The organism is Nocardia sp. Tas62D01 (assembly GCF_055232035.1).
In genome coordinates, this window is the sequence record NZ_JBUYUZ010000001.1 from 9,258,522 (window position 1) to 9,275,384 (window position 16,863).

The window sequence follows — 16,863 nt, forward strand, 5'->3', positions numbered from 1 at the left end:
TCCGGAGCCGCAGGAGTTCTAGTCGAGGACGCGGGTGAGCAGCACGGCGAGGTGGTTGCGCTCGGTCGCCGATAACCCACTGAATAGGTTGTCCTGGACTCTGCAGAGTGCCGCGTCCAATTCGTCCAGTCGCCGACGCCCCGCAGGGGTCAGTGTAATCAGGTTGCGACGTCGGTCGCTGGGGTCTGGAGCACGCTGGACGTAATCTTGCCCTGCCAGCTCCTCGACCATTGCGTGCATGTCGCTCTGGTCGATTCCGCACCGCTGGCCGATCTGCACTTGACTCCCCGGGCCGAACTCGTCCAGCGCGGCAAGGATTGCGAAGTGGTAGGCGCGCCCGCCCGCAGCGGCCATCTCTTCTCCGATGATCCGATGTGCCAGCGCCGAAGTCTTGCTGACCAGCCAGCTCGGTTTGCCGCGCAGCCGGGCGGGCGCTTCCTCCATCTCCATGGACGAAGTCTACCCAATCCCTTGGAGCGTCCCACGAATTTTGTTATCCTTGGTTGGACCAAGGTTGGCTGATCCAATAAAGTAAAAGGTGGAGACAATGTCACTCACTCTGGACGAAGCTCGGGCCGTCAGCGCCCGCGTGCGCGAACACGCCGCGGAACTCGGCGCGCGGGTCGCGGTCGCAATCGTCGACGACGGTGGGCACCTCCAGGTTCTCGATCGCATGGACGGCGCGCCGCCGCTGTCGGCTCGCATTGCTCCGGCGAAGGCATCCAGTGTTGCGTTGTTCCACCGCGACGGCAGTGAGCTGGTGCGGCTGCAGCAGGCATGGCCTGCATTGTTCGCGCAGATGGATCAAGTAGCGGGAACACCCATCATTGCGGGCGCAGGCTCTCGACTGATCCGGCATGGCGACGTCGTGGTCGGCGCGATCGCGGTCAGCGGAGGCATGCCGCAGCAGGACGACGAGTGCGCCGACATTGGGCTTGGTGCCCATTTGCCTTCTGTATCAACATAGTTGTTACCCGGCGGGCATCCAGTCGCCAGGCCATGTGGTCAGGCAGCGTTCCGGCGGGGTCAACCACCGCTTTCGATGCCGAGTTGACCGGGATCGACAGGGCGATGGGCCCGGGCTGACGCCCGGCGGACGTCGCCCTGTCGGTCACGACGCGGACCGGTCGTGACAAATCAGGTGACACCCCGCTATGTTCCCCGTTCTGATCAGGTGCTTCCAGGCGAATTTCAACGTCGCCCGCTGTTAAGGAGCCGTGGGTTCGGGTTGGAGATCAAGCATCGGCTGGTCCGCAGCGCCAGGGGGCGTGGTGGGCGCTGCGACGCCCTGCCGCCCGGCGATCTGCGCCGTGCGGGCGAGGCAATAGCTGTCGGTGCCTGTCTCGATGATCTTGCCGCCGAATGTCAAACGGTCAACAATGGCCGAGCTGAGGTGCCGGAAAGAATTCGGACAGCGATATCTTTTGATTTTCAGGCTGCCTGATTCCGTTCGAACCATTCGGACTCTACCTCGTTGGGTGTCCGATAGTCAATTCCCGAGTGGATGCGGATCTGATTGTATCGTAGCTCGATGTAGCTGACGATATCTTTCCTTGCGTGTTCTCGGGTGGGGTATTCGGTGCGGTGGACTCGCTCATTCTTCAGGGTACCGTTGAATGATTCCGCCCAGCTATTGTCGAAGCATATTCCAGTGCGGCCAACGGAGCGCCGCGCACCCAGTTCCGCGGCGATGGCAGCGAATTCTGCCGACAAGTACCGGTCTGCGTACCGCGATCGCTGTGGAAGATCGTTTCACCCCGTCGGAACGGCAGGTTCCGGGCCGCCATCCGTAGTGCGTCAGCCACCAATTCTGTTCGCATATGATCGGCCATCGCGTAACCGACCACTTTCTTCGAGAAACAGTCGAGAACTGTCGCTAAATATAGCCATCCTTCCCATGTTCGGATATAAGTGATGTCGCCGACCAGCTTGGTCGCGGGCGCGTCGGCGGTGAAGTCGCGGCGCACGAGGTCGGGCAGGTCACCGGCGTCGCCGGCGATGGTGGTGATCGGCCGCCACGGCTGCGGCTGGCACGGCACGAGGCCCAGCTCACGCATGATCGTGCGGACCGTTTCCGGGTCCACGACGGTGCCCCAGCGGCGGAGCTGGGCGTGGATGCGCCGATATCCGTAGGTACCGTCGGAATGCTCGAAGCAGAACTGTATCTCGGCGGCGAGGATCTCTCGTCGTTGCGCGGTGGCCGACGGCTCGCGGTCACGCCACGCGTAATAACCCGACCGCGACACCTTCGCCCATCGGCACATGGACGCCACGAAATGATTGCCTTCTTCGGAGGCGATGAATGCGTATTTCGCTGTCACCGGTGCTTCTTCGCGAAGAAGGCCACCGATTTTCCCAGGAACCGGTTCTCCTCCTCCAGTTCCCGGACCCGCCGCTCCAATTCCTTCAACCGGGCGCGCTCGGTCATCGTCAACTCTGTATCGGTCCGCGAGTGAGACTGCCGATAGTCCCTCACCCAATTCCGGATCGTCTGGCCGGTTACCCCGCAATCGCGGGCCACGTCGTCGACTGCCCGGGACTTTTCGACGACTTCCCGGGCCGCGGTTTCCCGGAACTCGGGACTGAAATGCCGCGACTTCTTCTGTGCCACAAACAACTCCGCTCAGTCACCCCAATCCTACTTTGGGGCACTGTCCGAGAACCTTCGGGCACCTCAAGCACAGCCGCGGGTCGGTGAAGGTCTTCGTCCAGCCATCTGGGGCTCGTTGGACGCTATCGCAACGCTGTTCGTTTCCTCCCTCTCGGTCAAAACTTGGAACAACAGCTCCGCGCCGTGTCCAAAGCCATGTAGCCAAGTTCATCAATGCATAAAAGATCCACCCGACCGTAGCGGGCGATGGTCTTGGTCAGCACTTTCGCGTCGGCTGCCTCGACGAGCTCGTTGACCAGTTTCGTTGCTAGGGTGTACTTCACGCGGTAACCGGCCATCGCGGCCTCGGTGCCCAACGCGATCATTCGCGCCGTTCACCCTGGCGATGTGGGAGCCGGTCAAGGAAGCGTGCGCGCTGCTGGCGAGCTTTGCCAGCGCGCCTCGTCCGCGGTCAGTACACCGCGTCCCACCACCGCTGAGTCTCCGACATGCCAGAGATCTCCACCGTGTTGCGCACGAGTTCGAGCCGAAAGCACCGTAGTGCAAACAAGTTCGCGACACGCCGATGATCGAAGTCCTCCGCAAACCGACCCGAACGCCCTCGTCGTCAGTGCAGTCGACTTCGAACATTCACAACTGGAGTCCGGCGGGGCGAGGTGTTGAGAATCGAACGATTCTCAACAGCAAGCCGCATTGTCCGCGCCGCTTCCGCTGTGGCTGCCGTCGGTCTTGTGGCTTCTGTCCGAACTCCGACGCAAGGACAGGTAACTCTATGAGGTTTTCCGTTCGGGGAGCGGGACGGGTTCTGCGCGGTGGTAGGTGGAAATGATCACGCCGGAGCCCGATATCGCGGTATGGGTCAGCTGCAGTCCGAGCGGGGTGTCACCGCTGAAGAGCCTCTTTCCGCCGCCGACCACGATGGAATAGGTCAGCAGCACGAACTCGTCGATCAGTGCTTCGCGTAGTAGGACTGGGATCAGGCTGCTGCTGCCCCAGACGCTGATCTGGTTGTGCCGCTCCTTCAGTCGGAGGACCTGCTTGGCCACGTCATCCCCATCGAGCACCGTCGAGTTGTTCCACTGTGCTGTCCGCAGCGTCCGTGACACGACATACTTGGGCTGGCTGTTCAGTTTGGCGGTTCTTGGATCTGCTGGATCAGCCCCGGGCCAGTAGCCGGCGAACAGTTGATAGGTCCTTCGGCCGAGCAGGAGCGCGTCCGCGCTCAACACCGACTCAGTGGTCCGTTGGTCGACCATCGGATCTGCGTACGGTTGCGTCCAGCCACCAAGCTCGAACCCGCCATCACGGTCCTCGTCTTGAAGGCCAGGCGCCTGAATCACGCCGTCGAGTGTGACGAACGCCGTCACAACGATCTTCCCCATCTTCGGGCTCCTTCAGGACTTGTCTTCTGCTGCCACGAGCTCAACAGGTCTTGGTTGTCATCGGTCGGTGCCGAAGGCGGCCAGGACGGGGCCGGGCGTCCGTTCGGCGAACCGCCGCTGGAAGTCGAGCACGCCGACCCAGGTCGGCCGCAGAGCGATCCGCACCATGCGTAGCCCGGGTTGATCGATCGCCTCGATATAGGCAGCGCCGGCTTCCTCACCCATCATCATGCGTTGCATCGTCGCGTATTCAGGGAGAACGCCCTCGACCTCGGCCAGCGTGACCTGTCCGCGAAGCATGAGTACCTGCGGAGGAGCGTCTGTGGTGTCGATGCAGGTGGCAACGTCGGGGCGTGCACGCAGGTCCCGGATCTTGTAGGTGCCGGCGAACGCGGCGATGACCAGTTCGTCGCCGGTCCACAGGAAGTTGACCGGGATCAGCCGGGGCGTCCCGTCCTTGCCGGTGTAGGCCAGGCGCGCCACGAGGGCCGTGGTCAGCAGGTGCTGCGCCGTAGGCGTGTCCAGCAGCCGTAGGTCACCTTGCGGCAGGTCTACAGCTTCGCTGTCGAGGAGGCTCATGACCCCCAACATAGCGGCATTACTCCTAAAGAACAAGCATTAGTCCTAACTAAGGATCATTGCTCTAGGATGGAGATATGAGCCGTAGCTATGGCGACCTGTGTGGTGTAGCCCGCGGACTGGACGTCATCGGTGAACGGTGGGCGCTGCTGGTGGTCCGAGACCTCCTGCTCGGTCCCAAACGCTTCAGCGACCTGCTCAGCGGCCTGCCCGGCGTGAGTCCCAACGTGCTGAGCCAGCGGCTGCGCGAGCTTGCCGAGCACGGCGTCATCCAGCGCCGCGACCTCGGGCCACCGGCCCGAGTCCACCTCTACGAGCTCACCGAATGGGGCCGCGGCCTCGAGCCCGTTTTGCTCGAGCTCGGACGATGGGGAAGCCACGCATCACCCCCGCCTGAAGGCGTGTTCGGCATCGACTCCCTGCTGCTGAGCATCAAAGCGGGCTTCGACCCGGCACGAGCCGCCGAACTGCGCGGCGTCTATGAATTCCGCGTCGGCACCGACACCTACGTCGCCGAAGTCACCGACACCGCGGTACAGGTCAACCGCCGGCCAGCAACCGGAGAGCCCGACGCCGCTCTCACCACCGACTTGGACACCCTCCGTGCCGTGTGCGATCACCGGATGACCATCCACGACGCCGCCCGATCTGGCCTCGTGCGCCTCGACGGCGAAGAAGACGCCCAACAGCGCCTCATCGACCTTCTCCTGACAGAGTTCTCACCCAGTCGTTAGAAGGTCCCCGGCCTCCTCGAACATGTGCCGTCAGGCGGCGGTGAGATCCAGGCGGGGAGTCCTTGTCTAGTGCGTTGACCATGAACGTTGACCGGGTCGGGTGACACGCCGCCGGGTTCCCGGCGGCGTTGCTGGTGTTGGGGCAGTCTCGGCAGCGGTATCACTGTCGAGACTGCGGAGTGGGAGTGGCTGAACCGGTTCGAGCGCGCAGGTTGACCGACGCGGAAGGTCAACGGCTGCAACAGATCGTGCGTCGCGGGAAGGGCTCGGCGATCCGCGTGCGCCGGGCGATGATCATCATGGCGTCGGCGTCCGGGACGCCGGTGCCGGCGATCGCCCGGCTGGTGGCCGCCGATGAGGACACCGTCCGGGACGTGATCCATGCCTTCAACGACAAGGGGCTGGCCGCGCTGGACCCTCGGTGGGCGGGAGGCCGTCCCCGCCTGATCACCGATGACGACATCGACTACCTCGTCGAGACGGCCACGACCCGCCCGGCCAAGCTCGGGCGGCCGTTCACACACTGGAGTTTGCGCAAGCTGTGCGGCTATCTCATCGATAATCCGGTCCGTGTAGTGCGCATCGGCCGCGAGCGGCTGCGGGGAGATCCTCACCGATCGCGGGATCTCCTTCCAGCGCACCCGCACGTGGAAGGAGTCGAAAGACCCGGACAAGGAAACGAAACTGGACCGGATCGAGCAGGTCACCACCGAACACCCCGACCGGTGTTTCGCCTTCGATCAATTCGGGCCGCTGTCGATCCGCCCGGCGCACGGGTCGGCGTGGGCGCCGCGCACCCGGCCGCACCGGCTGCCAGCAACCTACCGCCGCACTCACGGCATCCGCTACTTCCACGGCTGCTACAGCCTCGGCGACGACCAGTTGTGGGGCATCACCCGCCGCCGCAAAGGCGGCGACCACAGCCTGGCAGCACTGACGTCGATCCGTGCCGCCCGCCTCGACGGCGAGCCGGTCTATGTGATCCTGGACAACCTCTCGGCGAACAAGACACCGGCAATCCGTTCCTGGGCAACGGAAAACAACGTCGAACTGTGCTTCACCCCGACCAACGCCTCGTGGGCCAACCCGATCGAGGCCCAGTTCGGGCCGCTGCGCACCTTCGTCATGGGCGACTCCAACCATCCCAACCACACCGTGCTCGCCCGGCGCCTGCAGGACTACCTGCGCTGGCGCAACGCCAACGCCCGCCACCCCGACGTGCTAGCCGCGCAACGCCGAGAACGCGCCCGCATCCGCAGCCAACGCCAACAACGCTGGGGCCGACCACGAACCCGCGCCGCCTGACCGGCCAACGTTCATGGGCCCTAACGGACCGGGATCCGGAGGGGTCGGCGGATGTCCGGACCCCGAGGTGCCGACCCCAGTCGAGAGATTGCCGTCACCCCCGACGCCGACCCCAGACCGGTAATTGCCGTCACCCCCGATATCGGTGATGGTCGTGCCGCCGCTGTGGTCGGTGTGCTGGTAATCGGTGCTCGCCGCGGGGAACAACCTCGCCATCTCTTCCAGCGCGTGCATGGCGGACACGGCCTCGGTGGCCCAGGCCTGGTGGAATCCCAGCCACGCCTGTCCGACGGCGCCGAAATGGTCCTGGGGGTGTTCTGGTGTCTTCGGATTCGCCGCCACCACAGCCGACATCCGATCGCGGGCGCCAGCCACGCCCGTGACGGTGGACCGAAAGATGTTCGGGTCGTGGAACAGTGGTAACGGATGGGTCAGGACCGTCAATGGCGGTGCTGAAGGCTGGGATGGAACCGCGCTGCCGTCGTTTGACGAAAGAACCAATGTGTCACTCCGTGCTCATGGCCACGCAGCCCAGTGACTGGGTGCCGTCGGCGGCGATCCGGTAGGTTCAGCGGGCAATCTTGAAGTTCGAGACCGGGGTGCCCAGGACGCTCATCAATCGAAGGCGTGCCTGCACCAGCATCTCGGTTGCGCGCGCGCTGCTGAGTTCGCCGAGATCGATAATGTCGGTCCACCCGAACGAGGTCAGCAGGTCGGTGACGATGTGCCGGGCACCGGCATCGTCTCCGGAAACGAACACAGTGTGGTCGCCGTTGGCGACAATCTTCGGGTTGACGAACAGGTCACCGATCATCGTGTTGAGTGCCTTGACCACCTTGGCGTCGGGAAATTCGCGCTGGATCTGTTCGGCCAGGGAGTCGGTGTCCTTGACGAACAAGGCTGGCGGAAATCCGTTGGCGAAATCCAGCGGATTGGCCACATCCCAGAGGACCTTGTCCGTCAAGTTGCCGGCGCCGACCGCGGTGAGCGCCGCGATCGATCCGTGGCCGGCAGTGGCGTTCACGACGAGATCGGCTCCCGCCGCCGCCTCATCGAAAGTGGTCAGCCGGACTGTCGGTTGGTCTTGAGCCCACGGTGCGAACCCGACGTTTCCCATTCGGTCCGATTCCGTCCGGGCCGACGTCTCGGCGACGTTGCGTGTACCCATGACGATCTCGTGGCCCTGCCGGGCCAGTCCCGCGGCGAGTGTCCGTCCGGCGAATCCGGTACCGATGATGGCGATCTTCATGATGAAAGTCCTCGTTTCCAGGTCTGAGCTCGCGTCGGCCGCCGCACCATGCGATCCGTGGCGACAGCTCCTAGAAAGAAGACTTGAGGAATCCAGCAAAGGAATCGGCGTGTAGAAACTCACCGGCGGTTTCGAACCACCACGCTTGCCTCGGTGACGCCGATGACATGCTCGTGCGCGCAGGCTGACGTTGGATGACATGGATGTCGCGTCCGGCTGAAGTGCTGGCAACGCATCACCCGCCAGCATCCCAGGCTCTTCGCCCACTGGGCATGGGTCCACACCGCTTGGTGACCAGGATGGCATGAGCCGGGTAACGGGAGACTGTTACGCCCGGATCTGTGGGAGCGTGCGACGTGAAAGTCGCACGCGTTGAGTGGATCACATCGATTGGAGGTTCGATCGGAAGGTTGAGGATGTGATCTCGGGCCAGTGTCCGAGAGCCGGTTCCCGCCCCGACAGGCGTTACGAGTGATCGCGGGGTCTGAAGCTCGGGGTTCACGCCCAAGGGTCCTGAGTGGGGGTGTCCGGGATGCCGAAACCGGCTAAGGTGTACTCCACCGCAGCCTGCGGAACCTCCTCGGCGTACACGAGGAACCGGCACTCGAGCTCATAGAACGTCAAGATCAGACTGAAGCCCCGCCGAGTGGCGCCAGTCTTGTTCCCCACCAGCTTCCAGTCGGTCTCGACCAGCGTCCACGCCTCGATCAGCTCGTCCGGATACCACTGCTTGCACACCGGGCACGTCCTTCCCGCGACTGTGATCCCCCGATGAACGCAGATCACGATCAGGGACGCCGAACCCGTTACACGCCGGTATGCCTGAGCTGTGACAATCACGCCTCGAAGCCGAGACCTACCTCACCGCTACCTTGCGGCTCGCCGTAGCTTCGGGAGTTGCCGTCACCGGCAGCGCACGCCGGGACAGAGGCAGGCCATTGGACACTGGCGCGGTCGTCGTCGCGACCACCGGAACGGTGCACCGCCCGAGCCGAGTGATCCGCCCCGACATGGTCTCCAACAGTTCGGTTTTCAGGAGTTCGACCGTTGCCGGGTGAGCCATCTACAAGATCCGCCATGCTTGCGTTGTCAGCGGAGCATTTCGGGCAGGCGGTCGAGAACCGCCGTCGAACCCGTCGGGTTCAGGCCCGGCAGACGCTCGCCGTCGAATACCAGTGAACGGAAGCTCTTGGCGTCGGTGTCCAGAGTGAGATCAGGATCCGATGGCAGACCGCGGGCAATCGTCATCCGACCGTCAACTATTCGGACCGAAAAGCTGTCTTCCCCGATAATTACCGCGATGGTCGCCGAAAGGCCAACGGCCTTCGATTCGTCGAAGTGCGCCTTGAGCGCGAGCAACAGCGAGTCGATGCTCAGCTTGCCGTCACGTTGCAGAAATGGTGAGCGAGCACCCCACCGCGACAGATACACCAGCAGCGGCTCGAGGTCTCGACCCCATTCGGTGAGTTCGTAGACCCAAGCGCGAACCGGTGGCCCCAGCTTGCGGCGTTCTACCACGCCCGCCGCGACCAACTCGCGGAGCCGCTGCGTCAGGACGTTCGGGCTTGCCAGTGGCAAACCAGTCTGCAGATCAGAGAAGCGCTTCGGCCCCAAGACCAGCTCTCGCACGATCAGCAGGGCCCACCGCTCGCCGATCAGGTCGAGCGCGTGCCCTGTCGCACAACCATCGCCGTAGCTCCGAAGCCCCAGGACGCCCGCGTTCTCATCAATCTTCACCACATGCATTCTACCGATGTTATGGTATCTACTTGTTTTTTAGGAATAGTTACTCCTATAGTTATAGAATGCTTCTAATCACGGGTGTTACAGGCAGAGCAGGTTCGATCGTGATCCGCGAGTTCGCAAGACAGCAGGTTCCGGTGACGGTCCTCGTCCGGGATATAGCGAAGGTGGACTGGCCCAGAGCCTTCCCAACCGTTGAGGTCGTAGAGGGCGACATGGCAGATCCGGCAACACTGCCTGACGCACTCGACGGCATCGATCGGGTCCTGATGATCTCGTCGGCAAGAGGTGACATGGTGGCGACCCAGTGCCGGTTCATTGACGCCGCCAAGACGGCAGGGGTCCGCCACGTGATCAAGTTCAGCGGCAAGGAGTCCGGCACCAAGTTCAACCCCAACAAATTTCGCACCACGCGACAGCACCTGGAGATAGAGCGCTACCTCGAGTCCTCGGGCCTCGAATGGACCCATTTGCGGCCGAGCCAGTTCATGCAGTTCTACCTCCCCAGCGCCTTGACCGGAGTGGACCCAAAGCAGAACGCACTAGTGATGCCTATCGGCGATAGCAAGCTGTCACCTGTCGACATCAACGACATCGCAAAGGTGGCGGTCGCGATGATGCAGGCAGACGGGATCGAGGGCAAGGCATACGACATGACCGGCCCTGAGGCGCTCACGATGTCAGAGATCACCGAGCGCCTCACCCAGGCGACCGGCCAGCCCTTCCACTACCAAGCCGTCACCTTCGAAGAAAAACGCAGAATCCACTCCGCACAAGGCTTTCCACCCCAAGTGGTCGACACACTCGACGAGATCTACCGAGAGCGCGCCAATTCCCCCGAGTCACAGGTGGACCTGAGCACCCATGAGGCCTTCGGCGTACAACCGACCACCTTCGCCGACTTCGCCCGCCGTAACGCCGACGCCTTCTTAACTTCCTGAAGCGGATTGGGTGCCGGTCACGGAAAACGGTGCTCAAGTCGGGCTAATGTATCGGGTCTGAATTTCGCGGTTTTAAGTTGATGTTTCCCGGACCACCACAGATCCACCGGTTTGCCGTTCTTCAGCGTGGGCCCAAGTTCGCGGACGCGGTCAGTGTAGATCAGGGTGCCGTCCACGCCGAGGTGCTCAAATCATGCGATCTTGGCTGCCAGCAGCGCGTTGTGCAGGTCCGGGCCTGCGCGGCGAGCGCGTCGATGACCTCGTGGAGGTAGTCGTAGGCGGTGGTCTTGCCGATGCCGTTGCCGAAGGCCAACTGCTTGATGCGGGTGCCGTCGACGAACCAGCACAGCGCCAGCACCGCCTGGTCGAGGCAGGCCAGCTTCCGCCAGCGGGTACCCGACGCCGGCGTTCGGTGGCGACGCGGCCGTACTCTTCCGGCTGGTCCTGGAGAAGGCACCGGCCGGGACCGCGTGGCACGCCGTGGCCGACGAGGGCGACGCCGTGCGTGACATCGCGGCGGCATCGGTCGCAGGCTCGGGCTTGCGGTGGAAGCCGTGCCGCAACAGATGTTCGGCCCTCTCGGCCCAATCTTCGCCACCGATCAGCCCTCCTCGAGTGCCCACACCCGACAGACACTCGGCTGGCAGCCCAGGCACCCGAGCCTGCTCGAAGACTTGGAGAACATCCAGCCCTGATCGGCTGGTACCAGCCCGGCGCTCGGAGTGTGCAGGGAACACCTCAGCCCCGGCCAGGTGGGCCAGCTCCCACCGGGCACCTGGACCCGATCCTGGCCGGGAACGAGCCCTGCCATCAAGTATTAAGGAGCCGCATATCGGTCGTTCGGGAACGCAGCGTTCGCCAATCGACAGCGCGATAACCCGTTTCACTTCTGTACTGCTGTCGGTGGTCCCACGACTGGCGACGTGGTGGTCCCACAACGGGGTTCTGGCAACGACATCCACGTCGCCGACGCGTCCACGCGCTGGACGCGGTTGCGTGAGCGCAGGTGCGGGAAGGCGTGCCGCAGCGCTGGTGACCACAATGTCGCCTGGTAGGTGCCGGCGAGGATGTAGCGCCAGAACCCGAAGGTCAGCTCCGCGACGACCTTGCCGTGGATTTCGGGCAGCCGTCGCCCGATCCTGGCGCGGCGCCGTGCGTCGGTGAGCTGGTCGGCGAGTTTCGGTGAGCACCACGGCATCCGCTGGTCTGCGTACCAGTGTCCGTTGCCTGCCAGGACACGCCGGTGGTAGACGGTCAGCTGCCGGTCCAGCGCATTGCGCAGCACGACTTCGAACATGCCCAGCGACTCGTGCCACGCGCCGGAGACCTGTACAGGTTCCACCCGTACAGCAAGGCAGCGCCATCGGCGGATCCGGAGCGGCGGAGCGATCGAATCGGCCGGCCGACAGCAGGCGACGCAGATCGGCGGCCGACCATCCCGGGGAAGAAGTCACGCCGGGAGACGTTATACGCGTGAGCGAAAACCCCGGAACGATCCCTACCGGGCCACCTCGGTGGTCAGGCAAATCGTCGGGGTTTCGTCCTTTTCGAGGGATATGCGCGAACAATCGAGAGGTATGGGCCGCCGGTCTCGACCTCGCAGGTGCCCTGTCTGCCGGGCCGCACTTCCGCGCGACGCTCCCCACCACCGCCGCTACTGTTCCCCGGCCTGCGTCGCCCGCGCCTACCGGGCCCGCCGCCAGTTCGGTGCGGTGTAAGAGCGGGTGCTCGCTGCCGGGCAGTGCCTGGTGGCCGGCGACCCCCCGGAGGTCGGCATCGTCTGTCCCGGCTGCGGCTGGTGGGGGGTCGCCGTAGCTTCGGGGAGCCCTCGGCCATGTCAGAGGTCGCGAACGAAGGCGATGCGATCCAGCCCCGAACCGTCGTAGTCGGGCTGGATCGGAACTCCGTCGATGACGTGCCTGCTGGGCTGGAGCCGGAAGCCGAGACCGGTGTGGAAGGCCAGGGACGTGGTGTTTCCTGGGCTCGTGATGGCGTGGACGAGCCGACGTCCGCGGCTCCGGGCGAGATCGAAGAACCGCCGGTACAGTGCGGCGGCGACGCCACGGCGGCGCAGACCCGGATCGACACCGACGAAATGGATGTAGGCGACGCTCGGGTCGGACTGAGACAGGAACCCGATGAGGAACGCGGCCAGCCGCCCATCGGGGTACTCGGCGAGAAAACTGCTGGTAGTGAAGTGCTGGAAGAACAGCCGTGGCAACAGCAAGGCACGTTGCAGTGACCCCGCCTCGCCGCCGAATACGCCCCACCACTCATCCGTCACCGCGAGCACTCGCAGCTGATCGTCCGAGTTGGGGTGGCGCACAGTTAGTCCGGCCGGGAACGGCCCCGCCGGACGTGGGGCCGCTGGAGCACGGTCGGTCAGCCACCGTCGCCAGCCGCCGTCCAGGACCAGTTCGGCCATCCTGGCGTATCCTCCCGATCCCGGATGAGCGCCGTCTCCGGCGACGGCCTCCCCGATCCACGTGCTGTCGTCCGCCAGGGCCTGGGTCACGTCTATGAACGTCACACCCCACTCGTTACAGACCGCAGCCATGCCTTTGGCAAGTTTCAGTAGTCGCTGCAGGTGTGCGTATCCTGCGTCAGCCACGGGTGGGGGTCCGATGACAAGCGCCGCGATCGCTCTGCGATCGCTTTCTGCCAGCAGCGCGGTCAGGTTGTCCAGGGCGCGTACGTGATCGACACGAGGCCCCCGGTCTTCCTCGACTGCGTCGTTGCTACCGAAGCACAGTACGAGGCGGTTGTCGGCGTCGAGCGCCGTCCGGGGCGCCACTTCGTCCCAACAGCGGCGCACGATATCTTCGGATGTGTTGCGGCGAATACCCAGGTTGAAGCCGGTGACAGCACCTCCGGCGACCTGGGTCGACTGCAGCACCCGACCGACCCAACCCCGCTGCTCGGGGTCGCCGATCCCCTGAGTGAACGAGTCACCGAGGAAGCAGACCCGCATGTCCCTGGTCACTCGCCGTCGACCCCATTTCGCATCCGCTGCCCTACACCGAGTCGAACTGTACCTGCCGAATATAGGCCGCTTGCTGGGTTCGGCTTCGATGTCGACGGCACACCGCTTCCCACCTTTCGGCTTCAGCGATCTTTCCCCTGCTTCGTGCAGCATGGTCTCCAGGTCGTTCATGGCTTCGGGGATCCCTGCTTTGGCGGCGCGGCGTAACCAGGCTTCGGCCTCGCGGCGGCGTCTGTTCGCGGCGACGCGCCGCCACCAGGCGTCGGCTTCGGCTTGGTCTTCCATCGCTCACGCAGCAGCGGCAACCGCCCTCGGTCACATTGCGCGTATCCATCGGAGCGTTCAGTTATCGGCCGGGTGAACACGCCGATCAGCGGGCGGCGTTTCGGGTGGCGCGACCGTTGATGGATCCCCGATTCGCCGAGCGCGCAGAGGCCGCGGCCCTGGTGTGGACTCCGGTGAGCGCGACGCAGTGGCGGCAGTGGCGCACCGACGCGGTCACGGTCACGGCGGTTGCCCGCGTGGCCAGTGACGACCACCCCGCCGACACCGCCACCAGCGCGAGCCGAGTCCTGGCCGTGGAACTCGAACCCAGTGGCCAATCCCGGATCGGGCTCGTCGTGTATGGCAGATCCCAGCGGCGGCTCGCGGTCGGCTGGCTGACGCCGAAGAACGCCGCCGCGACGTCCTGGGTCATGTTCTTGCGTATCAATGTGACCACCAACGCAACCGACCGGAACAGGCCCAGCACGTAGGGGCGTCCCGCCGAGGTCAACACGCCGACCTCGGGGTGCAGACGTGCCGTGAGCTCGGTCAGTTGCCCATGGGTCAGCCCCGTAATAGCCTCGTACCGCACGGCTCCTCGAATCTCTTCCGCAGAATTGGTCGTCGCGAATGAGATACGTTGGAGCCGTTGCCTTTACAAGGCTGACACGCCGGGCTAGCCGACACGGTGGCCGACTTGAAGCTGCTGCCATGCAGGCAATTCCGGGAACAAGACCGCGCCGCTCCGTACCGCACCATCACGCCACAAGTTTGCTGATACCCGTACCGACATCAGCCTCCGAGGGTTATAAATAAGCCTCCGGGCAGGCTCGAAGCCCCCCGGACCGATCGAGTAAACCCGGCGCACGGCCAAACGTTTGCCCAGCCGGGTATCCGATGTCGGGCGTCAAGGCTTGTGAATAAGGCTCCAGAACTGTGTGCGCATCACTCGCAAAGACGGCTGGACCGCCGTCACCGATGACAAGTTGTTCACCGAGCGCACGACGAGCAACACTCCGGTAGCTGTCGATCAAACCCTCGTCTTCACAGACGAGGAGTTCGACAACTACCTCGAAGCGGTTCGAGTCGGCCGCAGCGATGCCTGGGTTCCGCAGCTGAAGGTGGGTTCTGGGACATGATCTGGAAAGATCGGCAGGTCAGCGTGTTGCGGCTGGTGACATACGGCGAAATCTCCTAGTACACGACCCGACTGGTTTCATTTGCTTTACCTGTGTAAATGCTCGTAATGTCTGGGACATGTTCTTGCGGGAGGTGAAGCGGCGTAACCGCGACGGCAGCCAGGTCGCCTACCTGCAACTGGCTCACAACGAGTGGGATCGGTCGGCCCGGACCTCGCGCACGAAGATCCTCTACAGCTTCGGCCGCACCGACCAGGTCGACACCGCCGCGATCGAGCGGCTGATCGCGTCGCTGTCACGCGTGCTGGACCCGGCCGCCGCGTTCACCGCCGCCGCAGGCGGACGCTCGGAGTTGGCGTTCGTGTCGTCGCGTCCGCTCGGCGGCACCGACGTGTTGGACGGGTTGTGGCGTCGCTACGGCATCGCAGCCACGATGAACACGCTGTTGACGGGCCGGAAGATGACCTCACCGGTGGAGCGGGTGCTGTTCGCGTTGGTCGCCAACCGGGCTCTGGCTCCGTCGTCGAAACTGGCTGCCGCGGAATAGATCAGCGGCGACGCCCACATCGATGGGCTCGACGAGGTCAGCGACGACGCCTGCTACCGGGCGATGGACTGGCTGTTCGAGATCCGCGACGAGCTGGCCAAGGCGATCTACCACCAGGTCGCCGACCTGCTTAATCTCGAGGTGGACTTGCTGTTTTTCGATTCCACCTCAACCTATTTCGAGGTCGAAGAAGCCGACGCGGCGGTGGCCCGCAACTGGCGCGGGGACCCCACCCCGGCAGCAGCAGACAACAACGGCAGCAGCGACGCAGACGGCGTGGGCGAGGGTGTGGGGTTTCGCACCTACGGCAAGTCCAAGGACTCCCGAGATGACCTGCCGCAGATCGTGATCGGGATGGCCGTCACCCGCGACGGCATCCCGGTGCGGGTGTGGTGTTGGCCGGGCAACACCTCCGACTCGGCGTTGATCCGCCAAGTCAAAGACGAAATGCGGGACTGGAGCCTGGGCCGGGTGGTGTGGGTCGCCGACCGCGGCTTCTCCTCGGCCGAGAACCGCCGATACCTGCAACGCGGCGCCGGGCACTACATCATCGGAGAGAAGCTGCGCTCCGAGAGCCCCGAGGTCAAGACCGCGCTGTCCAGACAGGGCCGCTACCAGGTCGTGGCCGGGAACCTACAGGTCAAAGAGGTCCGCGTCGGCGACACCGACAGGTTCGTGATCTGTTTCAACCCCGACGCCGCCACCCGCGACGGCGCGGTGCGGGCCCAGTTGGTTGCCAAACTCGAGGAGTTGATCGCGGGCAGCGACGCGCTTTCCTCGATGAAACGTGGTGAGCTGCGTGGTCGTATCTCCACCAAACCCGGCCTGAACCGCTTCCTGCGCGTCACCGGCAGAGGGCTGCTGCGCGTCGACAAGGCCAAGATCAAAACCGAGGCCAACCACGACGGCAAGTACCTGTTGCGCTGCTCGGACCCCACCCTGTCCGCCGAGGACATCGCCGTGGGCTACAAGCAGCTCCTCGAAGTCGAACGCGGTTGGCGGGACATGAAATCCGTGCTCGACCTACGACCGGTCTACCACCGACTCGAAGAACGCATCCGCGCCCACGTCCTGCTGTGCTGGCTAGCGCTGCTGCTGGTCCGCATCGCCGAAACCCGCACCGACCGAACCTGGCCGGTCCTGCGCCGCGAACTGAACCGCCTACACGCGGTCACCTTCACCGGACCCGCAGGCACCTGCCGTCAACGCACCGAACCCACCAAGCCCCAGATCGACATCTACGCCCAACTCGACCTGCCGCTACCCAAGAAGATCCTCGACATCAGCCCCACAAACCGCTGACCAGCAACAACCACAACGCCTAGTAACACACGCGACAAGCGACTCCACACGCATATCCGCAGGTCAAAGCACATAATTGTGTAC

The 16,863-nt window shown here is 64.2% G+C and carries 15 protein-coding genes and 6 pseudogenes; 8 read left to right on the plus strand and 13 right to left on the minus strand.

What is annotated here, in order from left to right; all coding sequences use genetic code 11:
• Positions 1-18 precede the first annotated feature (18 nt).
• Positions 19-450, minus strand: coding sequence for a MarR family winged helix-turn-helix transcriptional regulator (locus tag ACV7NQ_RS45005; RefSeq protein ID WP_463365064.1), 432 nt, complete (start codon positions 448-450; stop codon positions 19-21).
• Between the two features lie 97 nt (positions 451-547).
• Here ACV7NQ_RS45005 and ACV7NQ_RS45010 point away from each other — a divergent pair, with 97 nt between their 5' ends.
• On the plus strand, positions 548-967 hold the full coding sequence (locus ACV7NQ_RS45010) for a GlcG/HbpS family heme-binding protein (RefSeq protein ID WP_463365065.1): 420 nt from the start codon (positions 548-550) through the stop codon (positions 965-967).
• Between the two features lie 240 nt (positions 968-1,207).
• Here ACV7NQ_RS45010 and ACV7NQ_RS45015 read toward each other — a convergent pair.
• From ACV7NQ_RS45015 to ACV7NQ_RS45035, 5 genes and pseudogenes are all read right to left on the minus strand, one after another.
• Positions 1,208-1,393 (minus strand): annotated as a pseudogene (locus tag ACV7NQ_RS45015) (hypothetical protein); the annotation flags it as partial.
• 38 nt (positions 1,394-1,431) lie between these two features.
• Positions 1,432-2,611, minus strand: a pseudogene (locus ACV7NQ_RS45020) (IS3 family transposase).
• 67 nt (positions 2,612-2,678) lie between these two features.
• Positions 2,679-2,976: pseudogene (locus ACV7NQ_RS45025) on the minus strand (ATP-binding protein); the annotation flags it as partial.
• A 405-nt stretch (positions 2,977-3,381) separates the two neighbouring features.
• Positions 3,382-3,993 (minus strand): dihydrofolate reductase family protein, encoded by a 612-nt coding sequence (locus ACV7NQ_RS45030; protein ID WP_463365066.1) that lies wholly within the window; start codon positions 3,991-3,993, stop codon positions 3,382-3,384.
• A 57-nt stretch (positions 3,994-4,050) separates the two neighbouring features.
• Positions 4,051-4,572 carry a pyridoxamine 5'-phosphate oxidase family protein gene (locus tag ACV7NQ_RS45035; RefSeq protein WP_463365067.1) on the minus strand — a complete coding sequence of 174 codons (522 nt, stop codon included), beginning with the start codon at positions 4,570-4,572 and terminating at the stop codon, positions 4,051-4,053.
• Positions 4,573-4,649: 77 nt separating this feature from the next.
• Between ACV7NQ_RS45035 and ACV7NQ_RS45040 the strand changes: the two genes are divergently transcribed.
• The 4 genes and pseudogenes from ACV7NQ_RS45040 (at position 4,650) to ACV7NQ_RS45055 (ending at position 7,034) form a co-directional block, all read left to right on the plus strand.
• Positions 4,650-5,306 (plus strand): winged helix-turn-helix transcriptional regulator, encoded by a 657-nt coding sequence (locus ACV7NQ_RS45040; protein WP_463365068.1) that lies wholly within the window; start codon positions 4,650-4,652, stop codon positions 5,304-5,306.
• A 290-nt stretch (positions 5,307-5,596) separates the two neighbouring features.
• Positions 5,597-5,860: pseudogene (locus tag ACV7NQ_RS45045) on the plus strand (helix-turn-helix domain-containing protein); the annotation flags it as partial.
• Between the two features lie 139 nt (positions 5,861-5,999).
• Complete coding sequence (locus ACV7NQ_RS45050) at positions 6,000-6,611, plus strand: transposase (protein WP_463366055.1); 612 nt, start codon at positions 6,000-6,002, stop codon at positions 6,609-6,611.
• Between the two features lie 51 nt (positions 6,612-6,662).
• Positions 6,663-7,034: a hypothetical protein gene (locus ACV7NQ_RS45055; protein WP_463366154.1), complete on the plus strand. Its 372-nt coding sequence runs from the start codon at positions 6,663-6,665 to the stop codon at positions 7,032-7,034.
• A 145-nt stretch (positions 7,035-7,179) separates the two neighbouring features.
• On the opposite strand, the gene ACV7NQ_RS45060 is transcribed toward ACV7NQ_RS45055, so the two are convergent.
• From ACV7NQ_RS45060 to ACV7NQ_RS45070, 3 genes are all read right to left on the minus strand, one after another.
• On the minus strand, positions 7,180-7,860 hold the full coding sequence (locus ACV7NQ_RS45060; protein WP_463365069.1) for an NADPH-dependent F420 reductase: 681 nt from the start codon (positions 7,858-7,860) through the stop codon (positions 7,180-7,182).
• Positions 7,861-8,358: 498 nt separating this feature from the next.
• Complete coding sequence (locus tag ACV7NQ_RS45065; protein ID WP_463365070.1) at positions 8,359-8,598, minus strand: hypothetical protein; 240 nt, start codon at positions 8,596-8,598, stop codon at positions 8,359-8,361.
• A 351-nt stretch (positions 8,599-8,949) separates the two neighbouring features.
• The gene (locus ACV7NQ_RS45070; protein WP_463365071.1) at positions 8,950-9,597 is read right to left on the minus strand and encodes a winged helix-turn-helix transcriptional regulator; all 648 of its coding nucleotides are present in this window, start codon (positions 9,595-9,597) and stop codon (positions 8,950-8,952) included.
• Positions 9,598-9,665: 68 nt separating this feature from the next.
• Here ACV7NQ_RS45070 and ACV7NQ_RS45075 point away from each other — a divergent pair, with 68 nt between their 5' ends.
• On the plus strand, positions 9,666-10,544 hold the full coding sequence (locus ACV7NQ_RS45075; protein WP_463366056.1) for an SDR family oxidoreductase: 879 nt from the start codon (positions 9,666-9,668) through the stop codon (positions 10,542-10,544).
• Positions 10,545-10,624: 80 nt separating this feature from the next.
• Here ACV7NQ_RS45075 and ACV7NQ_RS45080 read toward each other — a convergent pair.
• From ACV7NQ_RS45080 to ACV7NQ_RS45095, 4 genes and pseudogenes are all read right to left on the minus strand, one after another.
• Positions 10,625-10,970, minus strand: a pseudogene (locus ACV7NQ_RS45080) (transposase); the annotation flags it as partial.
• A gap of 457 nt (positions 10,971-11,427) precedes the next feature.
• Entirely contained in the window at positions 11,428-11,886 is a 459-nt protein-coding gene (locus ACV7NQ_RS45085; RefSeq protein ID WP_463365072.1) for a hypothetical protein, read from the minus strand.
• A gap of 495 nt (positions 11,887-12,381) precedes the next feature.
• Positions 12,382-13,812 (minus strand): GNAT family N-acetyltransferase, encoded by a 1,431-nt coding sequence (locus ACV7NQ_RS45090; RefSeq protein ID WP_463365073.1) that lies wholly within the window; start codon positions 13,810-13,812, stop codon positions 12,382-12,384.
• 85 nt (positions 13,813-13,897) lie between these two features.
• Entirely contained in the window at positions 13,898-14,383 is a 486-nt protein-coding gene (locus tag ACV7NQ_RS45095) for a helix-turn-helix domain-containing protein (protein ID WP_463365074.1), read from the minus strand.
• Positions 14,384-14,729: 346 nt separating this feature from the next.
• Between ACV7NQ_RS45095 and ACV7NQ_RS45100 the strand changes: the two genes are divergently transcribed.
• Together ACV7NQ_RS45100 and ACV7NQ_RS45105 are read left to right on the plus strand one after the other, a co-directional pair.
• Positions 14,730-14,930: a hypothetical protein gene (locus ACV7NQ_RS45100; protein WP_463365075.1), complete on the plus strand. Its 201-nt coding sequence runs from the start codon at positions 14,730-14,732 to the stop codon at positions 14,928-14,930.
• Positions 14,931-15,048: 118 nt separating this feature from the next.
• Positions 15,049-16,779 (plus strand): annotated as a pseudogene (locus ACV7NQ_RS45105) (IS1634 family transposase).
• The last annotated feature ends 84 nt before the right edge of the window (positions 16,780-16,863 follow it).

Coding starts and splice junctions, on each gene's coding strand:
- ACV7NQ_RS45030 (WP_463365066.1), bottom strand. CDS start 3,993: ATGGGGAAGATCGTTGTGACGGCGTTCGTCACACTCGACGGCGTGATT.
- ACV7NQ_RS45055 (WP_463366154.1), top strand. CDS start 6,663: ATGTCCGGACCCCGAGGTGCCGACCCCAGTCGAGAGATTGCCGTCACC.
- ACV7NQ_RS45040 (WP_463365068.1), top strand. CDS start 4,650: ATGAGCCGTAGCTATGGCGACCTGTGTGGTGTAGCCCGCGGACTGGAC.
- ACV7NQ_RS45035 (WP_463365067.1), bottom strand. CDS start 4,572: ATGAGCCTCCTCGACAGCGAAGCTGTAGACCTGCCGCAAGGTGACCTA.
- ACV7NQ_RS45005 (WP_463365064.1), bottom strand. CDS start 450: ATGGAGATGGAGGAAGCGCCCGCCCGGCTGCGCGGCAAACCGAGCTGG.
- ACV7NQ_RS45090 (WP_463365073.1), bottom strand. CDS start 13,812: ATGGAAGACCAAGCCGAAGCCGACGCCTGGTGGCGGCGCGTCGCCGCG.
- ACV7NQ_RS45060 (WP_463365069.1), bottom strand. CDS start 7,860: ATGAAGATCGCCATCATCGGTACCGGATTCGCCGGACGGACACTCGCC.
- ACV7NQ_RS45010 (WP_463365065.1), top strand. CDS start 548: ATGTCACTCACTCTGGACGAAGCTCGGGCCGTCAGCGCCCGCGTGCGC.
- ACV7NQ_RS45075 (WP_463366056.1), top strand. CDS start 9,666: ATGCTTCTAATCACGGGTGTTACAGGCAGAGCAGGTTCGATCGTGATC.